Below are 22,447 nucleotides of genomic sequence, written 5' to 3'. Positions count from 1 at the left end.
CCTTGAAAAAAAATTCGAGGGTACAACTAACGGATGCCTAACCAGCCACCCGCAATGGCGGCGCTGTCAATGCGAGAGGATAGATAAACCTATTTCTTGCCGCGCTTTTTTATGGGCCGCGCTTTTTTATATGTGATGAAAATTTATGGCGCGTGACAATGATTATCCGACATCGGCAAGCGGCGCAACCGCATTGAAGGTCAGCCGATCAGTCGCCTGATCCAGCCCAACCGCAATCACATCGTCATCTTGAAACCGGCCATCAAGCAAAGCTTCGGCAAGCGGGTTCTGCACCTTATTCTGGATTACCCGTTGTAATGGTCGTGCGCCGAATTGCGGGTCATAGCCTTGTGCCGCCAGCCAGTTTTGCGCCGCCTCATCAAGGCTAAGGCTTATACCACGTTCCGCGAGCCGTGATTGCAACCGCGCCATCTGGATGGTGACAATGGCACCCATATCATTTCGTGACAACCGCCGGAACAGCAAGATTTCATCGAGCCGGTTTAAAAATTCAGGCCGGAACATCTGATGCATTTCGGTCATGATTTCATCGCGGGCAGCCTCGGCAGGCGCGTCATCATCAAGCGCCAAAAGATGATCTGCACCAATATTTGAGGTCAGTAAAATCATCGTATTGCGGAAATCGACATGCCGCCCCTTGCCATCGGTCAAACGGCCTTCATCAAGCACCTGAAGCAGGATATTGAATAAATCGGGATGCGCCTTTTCAATTTCGTCAAACAGCACAATTTGATAAGGCCGGCGACGTACCGCTTCGGTTAACGCGCCGCCTTCTTCATAACCAACATAACCAGGAGGCGCACCAATCAGCCGTGCAACTGTGTGTTTTTCCATATATTCGGACATATCAATCCGCAATATGGCCGAATCATCATCAAACAGAAATTCGGCAAGCGCCTTGGCAAGCTCGGTTTTACCAACACCGGTTGGACCAAGCATCAAAAAACTTCCCATTGGCTGGTTAGGGTCAGCAAGGCCGGCGCGCGCACGTCTTGTCGCATTGGCAACCGCCTTGACCGCATCAGCCTGGCCAATGATCCGTTTGCCAATGTAATCTTCCATTGCCAATAATTTGTCACGCTCGCCTTCCAGCATCTTATCAACCGGAATACCTGTCCAATTGCTGATCACGCTGGCGATATGCTGGCTGGTCACTTCTTCATTCAACAATTCGGATTCAGCAACAGCGGCCTTGGCAGCGGCAAGATCCTGCGCCAAAGCTGGTAATTTGCCGTAAGTCAGTTCGGCTGCCGCTTCAAGATTGCCGTCACGCTGCGCCACATCAAGCGCGTGACGCGCATCTTCAATCGCCTGTTGCAGGCTGACAACTTCAGCCGTTTTGGCCTTGATCGCATTCCATGCCGCGCCAAGCGTTTGAGATTGCTTTTCAAGATTGGCAAGCTCGGCCGCGATCGCATCAAGCCGTTTTTCATCGGGTTTATGCGACTCTTTTTGCAACGCCGCCTGTTCAATTTTCAACTGCATGATCTGGCGGTCGGTACGATCAAGATCGGCAGGTTTGCTATCGGCCTCGATCCGCAAATGGCTTGCCGCCTCATCCATCACATCAATGGCTTTATCAGGTAAAAACCGCTCATTGATATAGCGTTGCGACAGGCGCGCCGCTGCGACGAGCGCATCATCCGTGATCCGCACACCGTGGTGAAGTTCGTATTTTTCTTTAAGGCCGCGAAGCACAAAAATCGTGTCCTCAACCGATGGTTCATCAACAAATACCGGCTGGAACCGGCGTGTTAGCGCGGCGTCTTTTTCAACATATTGCCGATATTCATCAAGGGTTGTGGCACCGATACAGCGCAACTCACCACGCGCCAAAGCGGGTTTCAGCAGATTTGACGCATCCATCGCGCCATCGGTTTTACCAGCGCCAACAAGCTGGTGCATTTCATCAATGAAAAGGATGATCTCGCCATCGCGGTCCTGCACCTCTTTCAATACAGATTTCAGCCGCTCTTCAAATTCGCCACGATATTTTGCCCCAGCAACAAGCGCCCCCATATCAAGCGAGAGCAGGGTTTTATTGGCAAGCGCCTCTGGCACATCAGAATTGATAATACGTTGCGCCAACCCTTCGGCAATTGCCGTTTTGCCAACCCCGGGCTGGCCAATCAAAACCGGATTATTCTTTGTCCGGCGCGCTAGAATCTGGATTGTCCGGCGCACTTCGGCATCCCGCCCAATAACCGGATCAAGCTTGCCATTACGCGCCGCTTCGGTCAGGTCGCTTGTATAGCGTGACAAGGCATCATAGCTATTTTCGGCAGCGTCATTATCGGCGGTGCGGCCTTTGCGCATTTCGTCAATCGCTGCGCCAAGCGGGGCGGGTTCAACGCCTGCTTTTTCTAGAATCTTGCCAAGTGACCCTGTTGATTTCGTCATGGCAAGAAGCAAAAGATCAACCGCGATAAACTGGTCATGGCGGGCCTTGGCCTCGGCCTCAACAGCAGCAAAAATCCGTGCCAGATCAGCATCAAGCTGCAACTGGCCTGCGCCGCTGCCAGTGACTTGCGGAAATTTATCAAGACCGGCCTTCAGCAACGCCGACAATGAGGCGCTGTCAGCGCCCGCCTTTGCCAGCAGCATTTTAACCGTCATGTTATCGTCTTTTAGCAATGCTGCCAAAACATGTTCGGCGGTCAATTTTTGATGATTTGCCGCCAAAGCTGCCGATTGTGCGGCACCAATGGCATTGCGTACCAAGGCCGTAAATTTATCACTTTGCATCACATTAATCCCCCATTTGGCCATCTACCAAATCACATAAATCACCTTGATCCTGCATACCAGACCTTTTCTGGCCAGCTATTTTTGGGCCAGCTGTTTTCGGGCTATTGCGGCAAGACGAACTTTCATGGCGAGAAAACATTGTCATTGCGCAGCCAGTAACGCACCGGAAAGCCGGCCCATTTGTCGCTGTGTATCAGGATCATTGGTATAAAAATTATGTGGGCATGACGAGATGCCATTTCAAGTTTTTTGGCAAAAATAATTGCCTGCCATTCGCCGGTTTGATCTTGCCGCTTGTCAGCGTCATGCCATCATGCTGAACTGCGGCATGACAACCAACCCATCACCCCTGCCACCAATCACCCCCACCGGCTTTATTGGCAATCGCGAATTTGTTTTGACCGAATGGCGATTTTTGCTGTTCGGGCTGTTAATGGCATTTTGGTCATCGCTTGGCCAAACTTTTTTCATCTCGCTTTTTTCAGGGCAAATTCGTGCCGCGCTTGATCTCAGCCATGGTGACTTTGGCACCTATTACGCGCTTGCTACAACCGCCAGCGCCATCAGCCTGATCTGGCTTGGCAAGCTTGCCGATATGATGCGGCTGGAAAAGCTGGCCATTTTCATTCTTGGCAGCCTATGTGTGGCGGCCATTCTGTTTAGTCAGATTTCATCATTATGGATGCTTGTTGGCGGGCTATATTTTCTGCGGATGTTTGGGCAAGGCATGATGACACATGTCTACACAACCGCCATGGCACGACGCTATGTTGTGACGCGTGGCCGCGCCATTTCAATTGCCCAGCTTGGCCACACGCTCAGCGAATCCATTGGACCGGCAAGCATTGTTGCGCTTCAGGCCATTTTTGACTGGCGAAGCCTATGGATTGGCCTGCCATTGATTGCCTTTTTAACGCTGGCACCTTTCCTGCGGCTTTTGACGCAGCGCACCCGATTACAAGATGGCGAAGGGCTTGATGGTCTTGGAGCAAACCAACCAATACCCGATCATGCCTATGGCGGTCAAAAACAATGGCGGCGCAATGAGGTTTTGCGCGACCCTGCCTTCTGGCTTGGGTTTATCTGGCTTGCCGCAGTGCCATCTTTTGTTTTGACCGGCCTGTTATTTCATCAAATCTATTTGGCCGAAGCCAAGGGTGTTGCCCTGTCAACATGGACAGCAAGCTATGTCCTTTATGCCGTTTTTGCGGTGATTGGCAGCCTGACCATCGGCCAGCTGATTGACCGATTTTCGGCGCGCCGCGTCGCCGCACATACGCTTTTGCCAAACACATTGGCCTGCCTTGCGCTCTGGCTTGGATCAGCTGAAATTGGGGTGCCGTTATTTTTTATTCTTTTTGGTTTGGCCATTGGCATGCCGCACGCCACCAATGCCGCCTTGGTCGCAGAGGTTTATGGCACCCGCTATATGGGCGAAATCAAAGCGCTGTTCATGCCAGTTGGGGTTTTTGCATCGGCCTTGTCACCAATGTTAATGGGGTGGATGATTGATGCTGGTTTGGGGTTGGACGCCTTGCTTGGGATGCATATCGCGCTTGCTTTTGGCGCGCAGATTATGGCCATGCTTGTCTTGCATTTTCGGAAAGCTTTGTGAATGATAGCCTTATGAATCACCGCGTTTGGACACTCATATTTGCCCTTGTCATTAGCTTTGCCTTGCCAAATCCAGGCGCAGCGTCAAGCACGGGGTTTGCCGTTGACGGCGAAGAATGGCCCGGTTTCTGGTTTGTTTGTGAATTTTCCCAACGTCAGCGCGCACCTGATGATGGCTGCAAGATGTTTGATGATGAGGGGTTTCAACTTGCCGAAGGCCGGCTTCGCTATATCCGCATGCTTGGCTCGACCGAAACCGCCTGCCGCGGCAATAAAAAGGGTCAGTGCTTTTCGGCAAACATGCCAAAAATTCGCATTTCACGAACCGATCGTGGCAAGCTAAGCCTTGGTGACAAGCAATTCAAGGTTAGCTATTTTGGCTGTACACAGATTTACTATTTTGCCGACACGCCGGCTTACCGCGAAATCTGGCCTGACAAGAAACGTTGTTTTTGGGCCAGCAAGCGCCGCTTTTACATTGCCCCTTACCAAGGCAGCGTAACCATCACCGATTAGATGCCTTACCGCCTTTAGCTAAACGAGCCGGATCAATGACACTAACATCTGATGAATTGCCGATTTGCCATCCTGATACCGGCTTTATTTCGGTTGCTGGTGATGAGGCTTGTGCTTTTTTGCAATCAATCATCACGGCAAATGTTGAAACATTGCCAATTGGCGCATGTCGCCCAGCGGCGCTGTTAACCCCGCAAGGCCGCGTGCTGATCGATATGATGGTTTACCGGCCTGCAATGGATCGTTTTTTGATACGAAGCGATATGGCACGGCGTGATGATCTGTTTACCCGTCTTCGCCGCTATCGGTTGCGACGACCCATTGATCTGGCGATTGAACCTGATATCAGGCTTGTTCTGTTGCTTGGCAATCAGGACGCTGAAACAACGGCCATCCCCATGATTATGGTCTCCAGTGACCCGCGAAGCCCACAACTTGGCAGCCATTGTCTGGTCGAGGCACGTCATCTGCCAGCGCAAATGGGCGCAATTGATCGCTGGCACGCAAATCGCATTGCCGCCAGCGTTCCCGAAGGATCGGTAGATCTGACCCCTGAACGCGCCTTGATGCTTGAGGCAGGCCTTGACCGGCTTGGTGCGGTTGATTTTGAAAAAGGGTGTTATGTTGGTCAGGAAGTGACCGCACGCACGCATTATCGCGGGCTGGTCAAGCGCCGCCTGGTGCCGCTCACCATCGCTGGCGATCCACCAGCCATTGATAGCGATATCATGTGGCAGGGCACCGCCATTGGCAAAAGCAAAACTGCAGCTGCATTAAACGTCCCGATCACCGGCACACATGGGCGGATGGACGCAAAATCAATTTGCCTGGCACTTTTGAAACTAAGCGACCTTCACAATATTCTTGATGCGCCTGCCAATGATGATGGCCTAATGATCAATGGCCATGCCGCCAGATTGGCGCTGGCTGATTGGATGCAGCCATTGCCGCGCCAAGGCAAGTCATAAAAAGCCTTGGTTATAAAAGGCCTAATCTCCCCCGCCAAACAGGGCATTGGCTGCCGACTGAACCTTGTTTTTTTCAGCAATCATCAATTCAACATGCGTGATTTCAGCCCGCATCGCCGCGACATAGGCCTGCAAATCCTCGATGTTCCAGCGTTGCTTATCAGCAGGTAATCCGGCTGGCTTTAACCGATCTAATTCATCATCCATCACCCGCTCCTGCTTTTCATCGCCTTTTTCATGGCCCTTTTGATTGCTGGTTTTCGCCTAATTTGCACTTTTTCGGCGCTTCGGGAAAGGCAAGCTTTGCAATATCGCGCAATTCCCCCTATAAAGGGGGAACGTTTTCTCTTAATCTCAACGAATGAAACGCACCTAGCTCGCCCAAGAATTTAACGGAGCGCGCCGGGGCGGCAATAGGTAGGACATATGACACAACTATTGATGCCAAAAGCCACCGCCGTATGGCTGATTGATAACACCGCGCTGTCTTTTGACCAGATTGGTGCCTTTTGTAATCTTCATCCGCTTGAGGTTCAGTCGATTGCCGATGGCGAAGCTGGCGTTGGCATTCAAGGTTATGACCCGATTTTGAACGGACAATTGACCCGCGCCGAGCTTGATCGTTGCGAAGCTGATCACACAGCGGTTCTGGTTCTGGCATCATCGCATCTGCCAACACCGAATCGGCGTACCAAAGGCCCGCGCTATGTGCCAGTGGCACGCCGTGGCGATAAGCCTGACGCCATCATGTGGCTTGTTAAGCACCATTCTGAATTGAAAGATTCGCAAATCATCAAATTGATTGGCACAACCAAAGAAACCATCGCCAAGATTCGCGACCGGTCGCATTGGAACATTGCCAATATCACGGCAAAACATCCGGCGATGCTTGGCCTTTGCCGGCAAGATGATCTGAATGCTGCCATTGAAAAGGCTGGTGGATCAACACAGACCGAAGAACAGGTCTCAAACATGTCCGAATTACCATAAGGCAGCCAGATTGGCACATGACGCGAAGGAACGGTATGTGGACAAAGACTCCGACGACCTACAACGCAATATTCAAAACCAGATCGCCATGATGGAAAGCGAACATCGCGATCTTGATTCGGTGATTGAACGGCTTGGCGAGGTTTTGCCTTTTGATCAGCTAAAGCTGCAAAGATTGAAAAAGCGCAAACTTGTGCTGAAGGACGAAATGGCCAAATTACGAAGCCGGATTTTGCCAGATATCATTGCCTGATGGTGATAAATCAAGCAGACTGATCGCCGTCGATAGTGCCGGCCTGCAATCATCTGACTTATGCCAGCCCCTTCAAGACGTGACCATTTCAAGACGTAAATCGAGAATTTCATGACCGCAAAATCATCGCTAGCCCGCATCGCCATCTGTATGGGAAGCCAGTCTGACTGGTCAACCATGAAAGCCGCTGCTGATATTCTTGATCAGTTTGGCGCGGCGCATGAGGTGAAAATCATCTCGGCGCATCGCACACCGGCACGGTTATCCAAATTTGCCGAAACTGCGCATGAAAATGGCTTTGGCGTGATCATTGCTGGTGCTGGCGGTGCAGCGCATTTGCCCGGGATGATTGCGGCTCATACGCATTTGCCAGTTCTTGGTGTTCCGGTTGAATCGGCAGCGCTGAAAGGCATGGACTCGCTGTTATCAATCGTGCAAATGCCTGCTGGCGTTCCGGTTGGCACCCTCGCCATTGGCGTTGCTGGCGCGAAAAATGCGGCGTTGCTGGCGGTACAGATTCTTGCCCTATCGGATGCTGATCTTGACCAAAGAATTATCGCATGGCGGCAAAGCCAGACCGATAATGTTGCCGAAGCGCCGGAATAATCGATTGCCATACGCCCCGCAAAAAACCATCGGCATTCTTGGCAGTGGACAGCTTGGCCGGATGCTGGTGATTGCTGCCAGCCAGCTTGGTTTTCGAACCCATATATTTGCCCCTGACGCCACCAACAGCCCTGCTGGTGATATCGCGCATGATTGTACCGAGGCTGGCTATGATGATTTGGAGGCGCTTGCCGCCTTTGCCAGCAAAATTGACGCGGTAACAAGTGAATTTGAAAATGTACCGGCAAGCACAATGGCCTTTCTGGCCAAACATTGTCTTGCCAGCCCGGGCGAAGCCGCGCTTCATACCGCTCAACATCGGATTCGCGAAAAGACCCTTGCCCGCGATCTTGGCATTGAAACGCCCGCTTTCTGGCACATCACCAATGCCGCCGATCTGCAGCATGCAATGGCCGAATTAGGCGGCGATGGGGTGCTGAAAACCTGCCAGCTTGGCTATGATGGCAAGGGCCAAATCCGGCTTTCCCAGCATGATGATCTTGACGCTGGTTTTGCCGCGCTTGGCACAGATGATGCCATTCTTGAGGAAATGGTGGCTTTTCGTGCCGAAGCAAGCTTTTTGATTGCCCGCACCACCGATGGCAGCATCGCGCATTTTCCAGCAAGCCTGAATGAACATAAAGACGGTATTCTAGCCCGATCCATAGCACCGGCCGACCTGCCAGCAGTGGTAATTGACGCTGGTCAAAATGCCATTCAAAAGCTGGCCACGGCGCTTGATGTTACAGGTCTTTTGGCATTGGAAACTTTTGTCACGGACGATCATCGCCTTTTATTCAATGAAATAGCGCCGCGACCGCATAATTCATTCCACTGGACCATCGAAGGCTGCGCCAATAGTCAATTTACTCAATTGATCCGCGCTGTTGCCGGCATGCCTTTGGGAAGCACCAATTGCTATGGGCAATGGCAAATGGATAACCTTCTTGGTGAGGATATGACCCGCCTCGACGCGCTTGCCAGCACAAGCGGGCTGCATCTTCATCTCTATGGCAAAGCCGGGGCCAAACCGGGCCGCAAAATGGGCCATACAAACCGGCAAATCAAAACGGCAGATCAAACCGGTCTAATCACGCCCGAGTAAACATGCCCGAGTAAACATGCCAGAATAAACATGCCCAGAACGGCCGCTTGTTATGTTTTGCCAAGGCTTGTCAGGTCGAATGGCGTTGCCTGATACAAATCATTGATCCAATTGGCCATCAGCAAAAAGGCGAAGGGCCGCCAGTTATTGATTGGCGGCAGCGTGGGATCATCATTTGGATAATAATTTTCCGGCAAAGCCGTCTTTAGTCCCGCGGCAACATCGCGCTGATATTCATCACCAAGCGTTGTGGCATCATATTCAAGATGATTAAACACAAACAGATCACCGGTTACCGAATCACGCACCATGCCGGCACCGCATGACCCGCCTTCGGCCAGAACATCTAATCCTGCCGCCGCCAAATCTTCGCTCCGATTCATCGTATAACGCGACGCCGGCATCGGAAACCGGTCGGTAAAACCATTCATCAACCGACCCGAAACATCACTTAACCCATGCTCAAAAATGCCGAAAAGCTTTGCCCCAATTTCATATTTCGGCACTTGGTGAAAATGCCATAACAGCGCCTGCGCGCCCCAGCAAATGCCAAGCCTGCGGAAACAATGGGTGCGCGACCATTCCATGATTTCGGTCAATTCAGACCAATAGGTCACATCCTCAAATGGCAAGGTTTCAACCGGCGCACCAGTGACAATCAGCGCATCAAAGTAATCATCCCGCACATCATCAAGCTGGCGGTAAAACCGGCGTAAATAGCCCGGTTCCGTATTGCGCGGCGTATAGCTTGCCGTTGTCATCAAAATCATTTCGACCTGAAGCGGCGAATTGCCAAATAATCTGGCAAATTGAATTTCGGTATCACGCTTTTTCGGCATCAGATTAAGCAGCAGCAACCGCAACGGCCGGATATCCTGACTGACGGCCTGCTGTTGCGGAATGATATCAACAGACTCAGCATGCAACACTTCAAGCGCGGGCAGATTATCAGGTACTCTAATTGGCATCGAGGCTCCTCTTGGCAATCATCACCCGGTGGCGCTGATCTACAAATCTGGCGGCGATCATAACCACCCTCATGCTCGCGTTATACCGGTTTTCTTGGTAATGTCCAATGCGCGGCGGGCAAGGCCTTAACACATGGTTAGCCCCGCCCCATCAATATGCCGGCTGATTATGACTGGTTGGCGTGAATGGTTAGCGTGAATGGCGTTTGGCCAAACCCAGCATCAAGCTGTTGGCAATCCGCTCACCAGCCGAAATGACGGAACGCACCGGTTTGGTGATTTTGGGAATGCGAGCAATATCGGCAAGCCGCCGATCAAGAAAATCAACGGTTCCGTCAAGATTGCCACGATTATCAGCAAGCCATGCCAGCACCGTCGCACTGTAAACCGCGGCAAGTGACCCGCGCTTCGTATAAAAGGAAAAACTGGTATCGCGCTGGCCTGCGGCGCGCCACATGGAATCAACCGTTTCATAAAGAAGCTTGGCCGATAATTTGGCATTGGCAGGCATCGCCAGAAGGCTAAGCGCACGGCGAACCGCATCTTTATCAGGCTGGGCAATTTCAAGCCGCAACAACACCAGCGACCGAACCGTCAAATGCACTTTTTCCGGACGCTCAGGAAGCGCTAGAAACGCTTCAACCATTGATTGATCTGCCAAGCGTGAATGAAGCGCAATCGCATCGATTGCGCCGCGCGGAAACGCGGTATGAACCGCCGCCGCATCATGACCCGAGTCAGCTGCACCAGCGACAAGCGCTGCCTCGCCCCAACCGTCAAACGGCACATGAAGCATTGATGCCCGCAGAATGGCAACGGCAACAGGATCAGGCTGGAACTGTTCATCATGCATGGGTGATGTCCTTCAAAAAATCATGCCGAAAGGTGCTTGACCAGTCGAAACCAACCGCGCGTTTGCATTATATAGCCATATTTCCGACCAATGCCAACCCGCCACCACTGCAATGATGGTTTAATGTTTGCAACTTGTGAACTGCTATGATAAACAACCGGCCTACTCAAAACGGATTATCAGATATCTTTAGAAGGGATGTGAAAGACGTGTACGTCACCGTTAGAGAAAATAATGTTGACCAGGCACTGCGTGTTCTTAAAAAGAAAATGCAGCGTGAGGGTGTGTTCCGCGAAATGAAAAATCGCCGGTCCTTTGAAAAGCCATCCGAGCGCCGCGCGCGTGAGACTGCTGAGTCGACCCGTCGTGTGCGCAAGTTAATGCGCAAACGCTTGGAACGCGAAGGCTATTAGATCAAGCTAGCTTGATCAGGCCCTACAACATGAAAACCGCCAAGCATTTGGCGGTTTTTTCATATGTGCTGACGCCATTTGATCCCCCCTACTATATGGCAGAATCCGCGGTTTTGGCTTGCATAGTCTCAACCGATCAGCGAAAACAAGAATGCTTAGATATAGTTTGATATGCATAATGGAAACGACAAGATGATAATTGGTGCTCCAAAAGAAATTGCTGCTGATGAAAAACGCGTCGCCATGACGCCCGATAGCGCTACGCAATTACAAAAGCTTGGTTATGACTGTCTTGTTCAGTCAGGCGCTGGCCTCCATGCCGGTTTTTCCGATGCAGCTTATGAAAAAGCTGGCGTCAAAATCGCCAAAACCGCTGAAGAATTGTGGAAAACCGCCGATATTATTAGCAAGGTTCGCCCGCCAGAGGCAGATGAAGTCAAATTCCTGAAAAAAGGGAAGCTCTTGATATCATTCTTTTATCCGGCACAAAACACTGACCAGATGGCGCTGATTGCAAAACAAGATGCCAATGTCATTGCCATGGATATGGTCCCCAGAATTAGCCGCGCGCAGAAAATGGATGCGCTATCGTCAATGGCAAACATTGCCGGATACCGGTCGGTAATCGAAGCCGGTAACAATTTTGGCCGTTTTTTCACGGGCCAAATCACCGCCGCGGGCAAAGTGCCGCCTGCCAAGGTTTTGGTTATTGGCGCTGGCGTGGCTGGCTTGGCCGCAATTGGCACCGCCACATCGCTTGGCGCAATCACTCTTGCCTTTGATGTGCGGCCGGAAGTTGCTGAACAAATCGAATCAATGGGCGCCGAATTTGTCTATCTTGATTTTGAAGAAACCCAGCAGGATGGTGCGGCGACCGGCGGTTATGCAGCCCCATCAAGCCCTGAGTTCCGTGAAAAGCAGCTGGAAAAATTCCGCGAATTAGCGCCTGAAATTGATATTGTTATCACCACCGCGTTGATTCCGGGAAGAGACGCACCAAAGCTATGGCTTGCAGATATGGTCGCCGACATGAAGCCCGGCTCGGTTATTGTTGATTTGGCGGCCGAGCGCGGCGGCAATTGCGATCTTACCGTTCCCAATGAAAAAATCATCACTGAGAACGGCGTGACGATCGTTGGTTACACCGATTTTCCAAGCCGTATGGCAGCGCAATCCTCGACCCTTTATGCAACGAATATTCGCCATATGATGGCCGATCTGACACCCGAAAAAGACGGTCAGACTGTGCATAATATGGAAGATGATGTGATCCGCGGTGCAACCGCCACATTTGATGGTTCGGTTACATTCCCGCCGCCGCCGCCAAAAGTTCAGGCAATTGCTGCAAAGCCAAAGGAAAAAATACCCGAGCGCACTGCCGAAGAAATTCGTGCTGATGAAATTGCAGCATTCAAGCAAACAACCAAAAATCAGGTTATGCTTTTGACCATTGGTGGCGCGGCTTTGCTTGCAGTTGGAGCCTATGCACCCGCCAGCTTCATGCAGCATTTCATTGTCTTTGTCTTGGCGGTCTTTGTCGGGTTCCAAGTGATATGGAACGTCAGTCATTCACTGCACACACCATTGATGGCCATCACGAATGCGATTTCATCAATCATCATTCTTGGGGCTATTCTGCAGATCGGCTCAAGCAGCTTTTTGGTGACCGTGCTTGCAGGCATTTCCATATTCTTTGCTGGAATTAATATTTTCGGTGGCTTCCTCGTAACACGTCGCATGCTCGCCATGTTCCAGAAATCTTAAGGAGACCAGAACGATGGATCTAGGTTTCACCACTGCTGTTTATGTTGTCGCCGCTATTCTGTTCATCCTGTCGCTTGGCGGACTGTCGGGTCAGGAAAGTGCAAAGCGCGCCGTTTGGTATGGCATTTTTGGTATGGGGCTGGCGGTCTTGGCGACCGTTATTGGCCCGGGGGCTGGCCTATGGCAGCTAACAGCTATTTTGATCGCAATCGGCGGATTGATTGGCTATCAGCTTGCGTCAAAAGTTGAAATGACCCAAATGCCGGAATTGGTTGCGGGTATGCACGCATTGGTTGGTCTGGCTGCCGTCTTTGTCGGGTTTAACGCGCATTTTGAGCTTGCCAACGTCCTAACCTTGGATGACACGACAAAGAAAGCGCTTGAGGGGTTTGCCGCATTGCTGGCAAAGAAATCAGGTGCCGAGATTAATATTTTGCGTGTTGAGGCATCACTTGGCATCTGGATTGGTGCCGTTACCTTTACCGGCTCGGTGATTGCTTATGGCAAGCTATCTGGAAAAGTGACATCAGCCGCAACCAAACTTCCCGGCGGGCATCTATTGAATGCGACCGCGGCGATCTCATCATTGGCCTGCCTTGGCTGGTATCTTTCAAGCGGCGCATTACTGCCGCTGGTTATTCTGACGATCCTAGCCCTTTTCATCGGCTGTCACTTGATCATGGGTATTGGTGGTGCTGATATGCCGGTGGTTGTATCAATGCTGAATTCCTATTCGGGTTGGGCAGCGGCCGCGATTGGCTTTAGCCTTGGCAATGATCTGCTGATCGTTGTTGGTGCGCTTGTTGGCTCGTCAGGCGCGATCTTGTCCTACATCATGTGTAAGGCGATGAACCGATCCTTTGTCAGTGTTATCCTTGGCGGTTTTGGCGGCACAGCTGGCCCGCAGATGGAAGTTGAAGGCGAGCAGATTGCGATTGATGCCGATGGTGTTGCAGCAGCGCTTGAAGATGCAGAAAGCATTGTCATCATCCCGGGTTACGGCATGGCGGTGGCGCAAGCCCAGCAAAATGTTGCCGAACTTACCAGGAGGCTTCGGGCGAAAGGCAAAACTGTACGCTTTGCAATTCATCCGGTTGCTGGCCGGCTTCCCGGACATATGAACGTGCTATTGGCCGAAGCTAAAGTGCCTTATGACATCGTTCTTGAGATGGATGAAATCAATGATGATTTCCCAAGCACCGATGTTGCCATCGTCATTGGTTCCAACGATATTGTAAACCCAGCAGCACAAGACGACCCGAACAGCCCGATTGCCGGCATGCCTGTTCTGGAATGCTGGAAGGCAAAACAGGTTTTCGTATCAAAGCGCGGCCAGGGCACCGGATATTCGGGTATTGAAAATCCGTTGTTTTTCAAAGAAAACACCCGCATGTTCTATGGTGATGCCAAAGCGTCACTTGACCAGCTATTGGTGATTATTTCGGGTCATTGATCCATTACCATATAAACACCTAAGAAAAAGGCAGCCCTGATTGAACGGGCTGCCTTTTTCTTTGTCTGTTTTCGGCGGGTCGGGTTTATCCAGTGCCCGATCTAGCCGCTATAGGGTGCAATCAGATTATCGGGAAGCCCGACTTTGGTTGCGGCCGCGCGTTGCCGTTCGGCAAGCGCATCAACCGAGAAATCATCAATCAGCTCATGGAATAATTCATGCCAATTCACTTCGGCACCAAGATGCATGAAAACTGATCCAAGCCCAACAGCCGCCCGATCGGTCAACACAAATTCACGCGGCGGCTTGATCCCGCCAATGCGTTTCAACTCGGTATGAACCTTGCCAGCCAGATCACGTCCCGCCTTGCCACCTCGCATTTGCTGGATGGGGCGAACCCGATTTTCAAGAAGCGGGGCATAGATAAATTCGGCCCACATATTCAAAACATCAATGGCTTCATTATCAAGCCCAACAAAGCCCCAGCGTTCATAGGCATCAACAGCCTGATCGCGGTTATTGTCACGAAGCGCCTTATAAAGTTCAATCACGCCAGCAACAAATTGCGGCCGAAACAGGCGGATTGACCCGAAATCCATGAGATTGATGCTGTGATCCTTGGCAATCGAATAATTGCCAAGATGCGGATCACCATGAATGACGCCGTAATAATAGAACGGTACATACCAGACCCGAAACATGGTTTTCGCAATTTCATTGCGCGTTGCCTGATCGGGGTTGGTTTCAAGAAAGGCCATTAACCGCTGGCCTTCAAGCCAGTTCATGGTTAAAAGCCGGTTTGTTGATAATTCCGGAATATGGCTTGGCACCTGCACCTTTGTCTCATCAGCAAGCATATGCTGATAAAGCTGCATATTCATCGCTTCGCGACGGTAATCAAGCTCTTCTAAAAGCCGATCGGATAATTCGTCATAAATATCCGATGTCGAAATCGCCAAATCATACCGTTCATATAGCTGGAATAGCAATTTTAGCTGTTTTAGATCAGCCTCAATCGCCGAATGCATATCGGGATATTGTAATTTCACCGCCAAAGGCGAGTTATCCAGTCCCATCGCCTGATGAACCTGTCCAAGCGATGCCGCCGACACCGCGTCACGGCCAAAGCTGCTGAATTTCTGCTGCCAATCAGCGCCAAGCTCGGCCGCCATGCGGCGTTTGGTAAACAGCCAGCCCATTGATGGCGCATCGGCCTGCAACCCTGCCAGCTCTTCGGCATATTCTGGTGGCAATGCATCGGGAATGGTTGAAAGAATCTGCGCCACTTTCATGATCGGGCCTTTCAACCCACCAAGTGCTTGCCGCAAATCAGCGGCATGTTTACCGCGATCAATTTCCCAACCAAGATAGCGTTCACCGGCAACCCGCGCCGCAAGCCCGCCCATGGTTGACGTTACTTTTGCATAACGGCGGATACGGCCGCCAAACTGCCGGTCGCTGGCTGCATCACGATCACCGCTCGTTGCCATTATTTTAATCCTTCCAACTCGTCAATCATGCCACTAATCATATCCAGCCCAAGCGACCAGAAAGCTGGCTTGCTGGCATCAAGGTCAAAATGTTGCAAGGCCACATCATAACGTTCGGTGCCACCAGCCTTTAGAAGGTTTTTATAATTCTGGATAAACAGATGGTCGGTCTTGCTGGCCTGCGCCAATTGATATTTCTGCCAGAGCGCATTCACCAAACAATCACCAAATGCATAGGCATAAACATAAAATGGCGTATGGATGAAATGCGGCACATAGCCCCAGATCGGCCGGTAATCATCGCCGGTTTTAATCGCTGGCCCTAGCGCAGCACGCTGGGTTTCCATCCAGATATCCGAAATTTCTTCGGCCGTCAGTTCGGCTTTGACGCGCGCCTGATGCAATTCGGTTTCAAAATTATGAAACGCAATCTGCCGCACAACCGTATTCAGCATGTCTTCAACTTTGCCCGCCAACAATAACCGCCGCGATTGGGCATTGGTTTGGCTATCAACAAGCTGGCGAAAGGCCAGCATTTCGGCAAAAACCGACGCTGTTTCAGCAAGGGTAAGCGGCGTATCAGACATTAAATAGCCCTGATCGGCCGCTAGCACTTGATGGATGCCATGCCCCATCTCATGCGCCAAAGTCATCACATCGCGCGATTTTCCGGAAAAATTCATCAAAATATAGGGATGCGCTGATGGCACAACCGGATGCGAGAATGCGCCCGAGCTTTTGCCCGCCCGCGGTGCCGCATCAATCCAGTTCTGCTCGAAAAACGGCAAGGCAATCTTAGCCATTTCGGGATCAAAGCCGTGAAATGCATCAAGCACTATCTGCTTAGCTTCACCCCATTCATAATGCCGGTCATCATCACCGGGCAATGGCGCATTACGATCCCACCAGTCAATTTGCTTTTTGCCCATCCAGCCAGCTTTGAGGCTGTAATAGCGATGCGACAGATCGGCATTGCGGTCATTCACCGCCTGCACCAGCGCATCAACAACATGATCATCAACATCATTTGCCAGATTGCGCGATGATACTGGCCGCGCAAAACCGCGCCAGCCATCTTCGATCTGCTTATCCTTGGCGATGGTATTCATCACCAACGACAGCAATCTTTGATGATCTTTCAAAGTTGTTGATAAAGACTGGCCTGCCTCTTTACGCTTGGCTGCATCGGTGCTGGATAGCGCATCAAGAATTTCCGCTTCGGTTACATCGGTGCCTTGAAAGGCAAACCGCATTGCCGTTGTGGTTTCTTCAAATAATCGCACCCAAGCTCCAGCACCTGTTGGCGCGCGTTCGGCAATCATTTTTTCAATTTCATCAGATAATTGGTATGGCGCCATTGCCCGCACCCGCCGTAACCAGGGTGAAAACCGTGCCAAACCAGCATCGTCAAGCAAGCCGTCAACATGATCTTGATCAAGACGCGTAAGCTCAAGCTCGACAAATAAGAGCGCCGCGCCAATTTCGGATCCAGCTTCGCGCATCGATTGGTGATGTTTGGCGATTGCCGGATCATTTGTATTGGCTGCAAATAGCAATTGAGCGTGGCTTTGTACCTTGCCTAGCTGTTCAAGAATCGTCTCATAGGCGGTGATGACAGCAGCAAGTTCGGCTCCTGAAATCGTGGCAATCTTCCCCTGCCAGTCAGCTGCAAGCGCTAATGCGGCCTTGCGGCAGGCGGCAATATCGGTTTGCACAGCTGGGGAACCAACCCCGTCATAAAGATCACGCAAGCTCCAAATTGGACAGGAATCAGGCATATCAAAGCTTCACTTTTCTAACAGAACCAACCACAGCCACGGCAAGGGACACCCTACCTTACTTTTATATGAGCATAGGTAAGAGCTTTCTCAAGGCTGTTTTTCAAACCTTTTAGATTTATCCCTTCGATATTCGCTGCAAGCTTGCCCCAAAATCTAAATTGCGTTAGCGTTTTTTTGCTCGATACATGAGAGGGGAGAGATTGCTGGCCGCCGAACGAGCGATAGCAGCAACACCGAAGGAGCAAACCCCCAGAAACTCTCAGGTAAATGTACTCTTTCATGTGAGCACTCTGGAAAGTGACACGGCAGTGTCCACCGAAGGGGAAAACTGGTGATCTTATGAATCAGCCAGAATTGGCATAAGGTTCAAACGATCATCCAATTAGGTCACTATAGGACGTGATTGGAAACAGCTAATCTCTCAGGTTCCGCGACAGACGGGGCGAATACCATCGCATGGTATTCATCTTTGACGCGTGAGCAGGAGATTAGACCAGTGGAAAAACAACGAACCCCACTTTACGATTTTCATATCGCCAATGACGCCCGCATGGTGCCTTTTGCCGGATGGGATATGCCTGTTCAATATGCGGCTGGTATTAAGGCCGAACATCTGGCAACCCGCAATGGCGCAGGGTTATTTGATGTATCGCATATGGTGCAGGTCGAATTATCCGGCAATGGCGCCGATGCCTTTTTTGAACGTCTGACCCCAACCGATATTGGCGCGGTTGCCGAAGGGCGCGTTCGCTATTCAATGCTGCTGAATGACGCTGGCGGTGTTCTTGATGATTTGATGGTGGCGCGGCTTGATGGCAGGCTGCACCTTGTTGTCAATGCTGGTCGCGCCAAGCATGACATTGATCATCTTCGCCAGAATCTTGACGATAGCACCAAGATGGATGTTCATCATAGTTGGGCGCTTTTGGCGCTTCAAGGCCCAAAAGCGGCGCAGGTTCTATCCAGCCTTGGCCTTGATCTTGACGGGTTCCGCTTTATGGATATGCGCCATTTCACCCTTGGCACGGTTCCGCTTGTGATCGCGCGGTCTGGCTATACTGGCGAAGACGGATTTGAAATTTCCATGCCCGCCAATGCCACTGTTGATATTGCCAAAACCCTAATGGCAACAGGTGATGTCACGCTTGCCGGTCTTGGTGCCCGCGATACATTACGTCTTGAGGCAGGCCTGCCGCTATGGGGGCGTGAACTTAATGAAACCATCACCCCAACCATGGCCGGGCTAAGATTCGCCCTTTCAAAAAAGCGGCGTGAAGCGGCTGATTTCCCCGGTGCCGATATCATTCTTGATGAATTTGCAAATGGCCCGAAACGACAGCTTGTCGGTTTATTGGCAAGCGGCGCACGGCCAGTTCGCGATGGCACAATCTTGCTTCATGACGGTGTTGACATTGGCATCATCACATCGGGTGGTTTTTCGCCAAGCCTCGATCGCCCGGCCGCGCTTGGGTTTGTTGAGACCCATCTTGCCACTGACGGCACCGTCCTTGCCGCTGCCACAAGAGGCGGTGACACCCCCATCACCGTGGTGAATTTGCCACTCGTCCCACATCGCTATTTTCGCGGTTAAACATATCAAAGCCATAAGGAGATAATCATGCTTAAATTTTCTGAAGATCACGAATGGGCCAATCTAGATGCCGATATTTGCGCGGTTGGTATTTCACCGCATGCGGTTGAACAGCTTGGCGATATTGTTTTTGTTGAATTGCCCGATATTGGTCTGGCAGTGAATAAAGGTGATGCCGTTGCCGTCTTTGAGTCGGTCAAGGCCGCATCGGATATCTACAGCCCTGCCGGTGGGGAAATCGTCGAGGTCAATAATGCGCTTCTTGACGACCTAACCGCGATCAAGCCCGAAAGCGCAATGGCCAACTGGCTTTTTAAAATCAAAATCAATGATGCTGGCGACCTTGAGTCACTGATGGATGAGGCCGCCTATAATGCCATGATTGGCTAATCGGCATCGCCCGATCATTTTACGGTAATCCGGCCTGACCGACCATTGCCGTTCTTGCCCAAATGGGTCGTTAGTTTCGAAAGGACGCATCATGTCATCACTTCATTCGCCACAAGCCGCCTTTGCCAGCCGCCACATTGGCATTAACGAAACCGATATCGACAAAATGCTTGATGCGGTTGGCGCTCCTTCAATGGCGGCGTTAATGGATTCGGTGATTCCCGAAAATATTCGCCGCCAAAGCAAAATGGCCTTGGCACCAGCCCTTTTGGAACATGAAGCATTGGCTGAATTAAAGGGCTTTGCTGCCAAAAACCAGGTCAAAACATCACTTATCGGCATGGGCTATTATAATTGCCACACCCCGCCAGTGATCCAGCGCAATATTCTGGAAAATCCGGCATGGTACACTGCCTACACTCCCTATCAGCCGGAAATTTCCCAAGGGCGTCTTGAGGCGATTTTAAATTTCCAAACAATGATCATCGATCTAACCGGCATGGATATCGCCAATGGATCGCTTCTTGATGAAGCCACCGCCGCTGCTGAGGGCATGGCATTGGCAAGCCGTATGCATAGACCCAAGGGCACCCGTTTTATCGTTGATCCGGATACCCATCCGCAAACCATTGCCATTTTAAAAACCCGCGCTGAACCGCTTGGCATCATCATTGATGTTCAGCCCATTGGCGACACAATACCCGATGATTGCTTTGGTGGCTTGCTGAGCTATCCGGGCAGTTGCGGTGCCATTCATGACCTATCGGGCGCGATTGCCACCATCCATGATGGCGGCGGCTTGGCCGTTGTTTGCGCCGATCTTTTGGCGCTGGCCCTGCTGACACCACCGGGCGAAATGGGTGCCGATATTGTCGTTGGCAGTGCACAAAGATTGGGCGTGCCATTCGGCTTTGGCGGGCCGCATGCCGCCTATTTTGCGTGCAGCCAAGCCTTGCAAAGGTCAATCCCCGGACGGTTGGTCGGGGTGTCGCGCGATTCCAGTGGCCGCCCTGCTTACCGGCTGGCACTGCAAACCCGTGAACAGCATATCCGCCGCGAAAAAGCCACCTCCAACATCTGCACCGCACAGGCGCTTTTGGCGATTATGGCAAGTTTCTATGCGGTTTGGCATGGCCCAGAAGGGCTGCAAAACATCGCGTCACATAGCAACCGGCAAGCACGGCGTTTCGCCGCCGCAATGATGGCGGCTGGCCGTACCATTCGGCATCAGGCATTTTTTGACACGGTCGTGATCGAAGCGGCAGATGATCGTGATTCGCTCATGGCGGCGGCAGTGGCGGCTGGCTTTAACCTTCGGCAATTAGATCATGCAGTTGCCGCAAGCTTTGATGAAACGATTGATGATGACGCGCTTGCCACCATCATCGGCGCGCTTGGTGGTCGTTTAGGCGATGATTACCTTGACAGCATTCCGCCACAACTTGGCCGAAGCAGTCCGTTTTTAACGCATCATGTGTTTCATCAATACCGTTCGGAAACTGAAATGCTGCGCTATATGCGGCGGCTTGCCGATCGTGATCTTGCGCTTGACCGCTGCATGATTCCGCTTGGATCATGTACCATGAAACTAAACGCCACTGCCGAAATGATGCCCATCACATGGCCCGAATTTGCCAATATTCATCCCTATGCGCCCGATGATCAGACCAGTGGCTATCGTGAGATGATTTCACGGCTCGAGGAGATGCTGTGCCAATGCACTGGCTATGCCGCAATGTCCTTGCAACCAAATGCCGGCGCGCAAGGCGAATTTGCCGGATTGCTGGCGATTTCACGCTATCACCAATCACGCGGCGATCATGACCGCAATATTTGTCTCATCCCATCATCGGCGCATGGCACCAATCCGGCATCGGCAGCAATGGCCGGCATGAAAGTCGTTGTGGTCAAATGCGATGCAAATGGTGATGTCAATCTTGATGATTTACGCGCCAAGACCGCCCAATATGAAACCAATCTTGCCGCCTTGATGGTCACCTATCCGTCAACGCATGGCGTGTTTGAAGAAGCCATTGCAGAAATTTGCGATATTATTCATCAGGCAGGTGGGCAGGTCTATGTTGATGGCGCCAATTTAAATGCGCTTGTTGGCCATTGCGCGCCGCCCGAATTTGGTGCCGATGTCAGCCATCTCAATCTGCATAAAACCTTTTGCATCCCGCATGGCGGCGGCGGCCCAGGCGTTGGCCCGATTGGTGTTGCGGCGCATCTGGCACCATTTCTGCCCGGATCACCGATTGACGGCATTGGCGCTGTCAGTGCTGCACCCTTTGGCTCGGCAGGCATTCTGCCCATCACCTATGCCTATATTCGCATGATGGGGCCAGATGGGCTGGGCGCTGCCACTGCTGCGGCAATCTTGTCGGCCAATTATATTGCCAAGCGGCTTGCCGCTTCCTATCCGCTGCTTTACACCGGCCGCAATGGGCGGGTTGCGCATGAATGTATCATTGATATCCGGCATATTCAGGAGGCGCATAGCATCAGCAATGAAGATATTGCCAAGCGGTTGATTGATTATGGCTTTCACGCGCCAACCATGTCATTTCCGGTTGCTGGCACCTTGATGATCGAGCCAACCGAGTCTGAATCACTTGCTGAAATTGACCGGTTTTGTGACGCCATGATTGCGATTGCCGCCGAAATCCAATCCATCGCTGATGGCATATGGCCCAAAGACAATAACCCCTTGGTCAATGCACCCCATACCGCCGATGACATTATGGATGAGGACTGGACGCGCCCCTATAGCCGCAAACAAGCTGGCAACCCTGATGGAAATCACCAAGAAAACAAATATTGGCCACCGGTAAACCGGGTCAATAACGCGCTTGGTGACCGGGCGCTGATTTGTGCCTGTCCGCCAATGGAATTTTGGGAACAGCAGGCCGCCGAATAACGG

The 22,447-nt window shown here is 51.6% G+C and carries 19 protein-coding genes and 2 riboswitches; of the genes, 13 read left to right on the top strand and 6 right to left on the bottom strand.

Annotated features, from left to right (window positions below):
• Window positions 1-162 precede the first annotated feature (162 nt).
• Window positions 163-2,766 (bottom strand): ATP-dependent chaperone ClpB, encoded by a 2,604-nt coding sequence (gene clpB, locus ABXT40_RS01115; RefSeq protein WP_443646006.1) that lies wholly within the window; start codon window positions 2,764-2,766, stop codon window positions 163-165.
• 265 nt (window positions 2,767-3,031) lie between these two features.
• Here clpB and ABXT40_RS01110 point away from each other — a divergent pair, with 265 nt between their 5' ends.
• The 3 genes from ABXT40_RS01110 to ygfZ are packed head-to-tail and all read left to right on the top strand — an operon-like array spanning window position 3,032 to window position 5,867.
• The gene (locus ABXT40_RS01110; RefSeq protein ID WP_443646005.1) at window positions 3,032-4,384 is read left to right on the top strand and encodes an MFS transporter; all 1,353 of its coding nucleotides are present in this window, start codon (window positions 3,032-3,034) and stop codon (window positions 4,382-4,384) included.
• Window positions 4,381-4,899, top strand: a complete 519-nt coding sequence (locus ABXT40_RS01105) for a hypothetical protein (protein WP_443646004.1) — start codon at window positions 4,381-4,383, stop codon at window positions 4,897-4,899. Before ABXT40_RS01110 ends, ABXT40_RS01105 begins: the two co-directional genes overlap by 4 nt.
• A gap of 35 nt (window positions 4,900-4,934) precedes the next feature.
• A complete protein-coding gene (gene ygfZ, locus ABXT40_RS01100) occupies window positions 4,935-5,867 on the top strand; it encodes a CAF17-like 4Fe-4S cluster assembly/insertion protein YgfZ (RefSeq protein ID WP_443646003.1) in 933 nt (310 codons plus the stop codon).
• 21 nt (window positions 5,868-5,888) lie between these two features.
• Here the strand turns inward: ygfZ and ABXT40_RS01095 are convergent, their stop codons facing one another.
• Window positions 5,889-6,074, bottom strand: a complete 186-nt coding sequence (locus ABXT40_RS01095) for a DUF1192 domain-containing protein (protein ID WP_443646002.1) — start codon at window positions 6,072-6,074, stop codon at window positions 5,889-5,891.
• A 219-nt stretch (window positions 6,075-6,293) separates the two neighbouring features.
• Between ABXT40_RS01095 and ABXT40_RS01090 the strand changes: the two genes are divergently transcribed.
• The 4 genes from ABXT40_RS01090 (at window position 6,294) to ABXT40_RS01075 (ending at window position 8,821) form a co-directional block, all read left to right on the top strand.
• A complete protein-coding gene (locus tag ABXT40_RS01090; protein WP_443646001.1) occupies window positions 6,294-6,857 on the top strand; it encodes a DUF1013 domain-containing protein in 564 nt (187 codons plus the stop codon).
• An 88-nt stretch (window positions 6,858-6,945) separates the two neighbouring features.
• Window positions 6,946-7,110, top strand: coding sequence for a YdcH family protein (locus tag ABXT40_RS01085; protein ID WP_443646940.1), 165 nt, complete (start codon window positions 6,946-6,948; stop codon window positions 7,108-7,110).
• A gap of 111 nt (window positions 7,111-7,221) precedes the next feature.
• Entirely contained in the window at window positions 7,222-7,716 is a 495-nt protein-coding gene (gene purE, locus ABXT40_RS01080; protein WP_443646000.1) for a 5-(carboxyamino)imidazole ribonucleotide mutase, read from the top strand.
• Between the two features lie 4 nt (window positions 7,717-7,720).
• Entirely contained in the window at window positions 7,721-8,821 is a 1,101-nt protein-coding gene (locus ABXT40_RS01075) for a 5-(carboxyamino)imidazole ribonucleotide synthase (protein ID WP_443645999.1), read from the top strand.
• 50 nt (window positions 8,822-8,871) lie between these two features.
• Here ABXT40_RS01075 and ABXT40_RS01070 read toward each other — a convergent pair whose 3' ends face one another.
• Window positions 8,872-9,789, bottom strand: a complete 918-nt coding sequence (locus ABXT40_RS01070; RefSeq protein ID WP_443645998.1) for a homoserine O-succinyltransferase — start codon at window positions 9,787-9,789, stop codon at window positions 8,872-8,874.
• Between the two features lie 190 nt (window positions 9,790-9,979).
• Window positions 9,980-10,642, bottom strand: coding sequence for a COQ9 family protein (locus tag ABXT40_RS01065; RefSeq protein ID WP_443645997.1), 663 nt, complete (start codon window positions 10,640-10,642; stop codon window positions 9,980-9,982).
• A 209-nt stretch (window positions 10,643-10,851) separates the two neighbouring features.
• On the opposite strand from ABXT40_RS01065, the gene rpsU reads away from it, so the two are divergent.
• The 3 genes from rpsU to ABXT40_RS01050 all read left to right on the top strand — a co-directional run bounded on the left by rpsU (window position 10,852) and on the right by ABXT40_RS01050 (window position 14,272).
• Window positions 10,852-11,055, top strand: a complete 204-nt coding sequence (rpsU, locus tag ABXT40_RS01060) for a 30S ribosomal protein S21 (RefSeq protein WP_443646939.1) — start codon at window positions 10,852-10,854, stop codon at window positions 11,053-11,055.
• A gap of 192 nt (window positions 11,056-11,247) precedes the next feature.
• Window positions 11,248-12,819 carry a Re/Si-specific NAD(P)(+) transhydrogenase subunit alpha gene (locus tag ABXT40_RS01055; protein WP_443645996.1) on the top strand — a complete coding sequence of 524 codons (1,572 nt, stop codon included), beginning with the start codon at window positions 11,248-11,250 and terminating at the stop codon, window positions 12,817-12,819.
• A 13-nt stretch (window positions 12,820-12,832) separates the two neighbouring features.
• On the top strand, window positions 12,833-14,272 hold the full coding sequence (locus ABXT40_RS01050; protein ID WP_443645995.1) for an NAD(P)(+) transhydrogenase (Re/Si-specific) subunit beta: 1,440 nt from the start codon (window positions 12,833-12,835) through the stop codon (window positions 14,270-14,272).
• Window positions 14,273-14,373: 101 nt separating this feature from the next.
• Here ABXT40_RS01050 and ABXT40_RS01045 read toward each other — a convergent pair whose 3' ends face one another.
• Both ABXT40_RS01045 and ABXT40_RS01040 read right to left on the bottom strand, forming a co-directional pair.
• Window positions 14,374-15,762 (bottom strand): ABC1 kinase family protein, encoded by a 1,389-nt coding sequence (locus ABXT40_RS01045; protein WP_443645994.1) that lies wholly within the window; start codon window positions 15,760-15,762, stop codon window positions 14,374-14,376.
• A complete protein-coding gene (locus ABXT40_RS01040; RefSeq protein WP_443645993.1) occupies window positions 15,762-17,540 on the bottom strand; it encodes a M3 family oligoendopeptidase in 1,779 nt (592 codons plus the stop codon). The genes ABXT40_RS01045 and ABXT40_RS01040 overlap by 1 nt, the downstream gene beginning before the upstream one ends.
• Before the next feature lie 184 nt (window positions 17,541-17,724).
• Window positions 17,725-17,828, top strand: a riboswitch (glycine riboswitch).
• 4 nt (window positions 17,829-17,832) lie between these two features.
• Window positions 17,833-17,981, top strand: a riboswitch (glycine riboswitch).
• Window positions 17,982-18,039: 58 nt separating this feature from the next.
• Here ABXT40_RS01040 and gcvT point away from each other — a divergent pair.
• The 3 genes from gcvT (at window position 18,040) to gcvP (ending at window position 22,444) form a co-directional block, all read left to right on the top strand.
• Window positions 18,040-19,134: a glycine cleavage system aminomethyltransferase GcvT gene (gcvT, locus tag ABXT40_RS01035; protein WP_443645992.1), complete on the top strand. Its 1,095-nt coding sequence runs from the start codon at window positions 18,040-18,042 to the stop codon at window positions 19,132-19,134.
• A gap of 27 nt (window positions 19,135-19,161) precedes the next feature.
• Complete coding sequence (gcvH, locus tag ABXT40_RS01030; RefSeq protein WP_443645991.1) at window positions 19,162-19,524, top strand: glycine cleavage system protein GcvH; 363 nt, start codon at window positions 19,162-19,164, stop codon at window positions 19,522-19,524.
• 91 nt (window positions 19,525-19,615) lie between these two features.
• Window positions 19,616-22,444 (top strand): aminomethyl-transferring glycine dehydrogenase, encoded by a 2,829-nt coding sequence (gene gcvP, locus ABXT40_RS01025; protein WP_443645990.1) that lies wholly within the window; start codon window positions 19,616-19,618, stop codon window positions 22,442-22,444.
• Window positions 22,445-22,447: the final 3 nt, after the last annotated feature.

Origin of the sequence: Candidatus Ponderosibacter sp. Uisw_141_02 (genome assembly GCF_048087665.1) — a bacterium.
Classification (GTDB): Bacteria; Pseudomonadota; Alphaproteobacteria; order Puniceispirillales; family Puniceispirillaceae; genus UBA3439.
The sequence above is the reverse complement of the archived record's forward strand: the minus strand, read 5'-3'. Positions and strand labels throughout refer to the sequence as shown.